Source organism: Methylobacterium sp. C33D, from assembly GCF_053345825.1.
In genome coordinates, this window is record NZ_JBKFAV010000209.1 from 1 (window position 1) to 301 (window position 301).

The window sequence follows — 301 nt, forward strand, 5'->3', positions numbered from 1 at the left end:
CGATCGGCATCGCCGCGACCGGCGTCGCCGCCGCGGTGGTCTGGGCCGGCGAGCTGCCCCTGGTGTCGCTGTCGCTGGCGGTGACCTTCGCGCTCTACGGGCTCGCCCGGAAGATCGTCCGCGTCGACGCGCTGGTCGGCTTCCTGGCCGAGACCCTGCTGCTCCTGCCGGCCGCGGTCGCCTGGCTCGTCCTGTCGCCCGAGCCGTTCCTGCCGGCCGCGCCGGCAGACCGCGCCCTGCTGATGCTCACCGGCCTGACCACCGCGCTGCCGCTGATCTGGTTCGCCGCCGCGGCGGTGCG

At 76.1% G+C, this 301-nt stretch carries 1 pseudogene; it reads left to right on the top strand.

What is annotated here, in order from left to right:
• Window positions 1-301, top strand: a pseudogene (locus ACLBXO_RS32075) (EamA family transporter RarD); the annotation flags it as partial.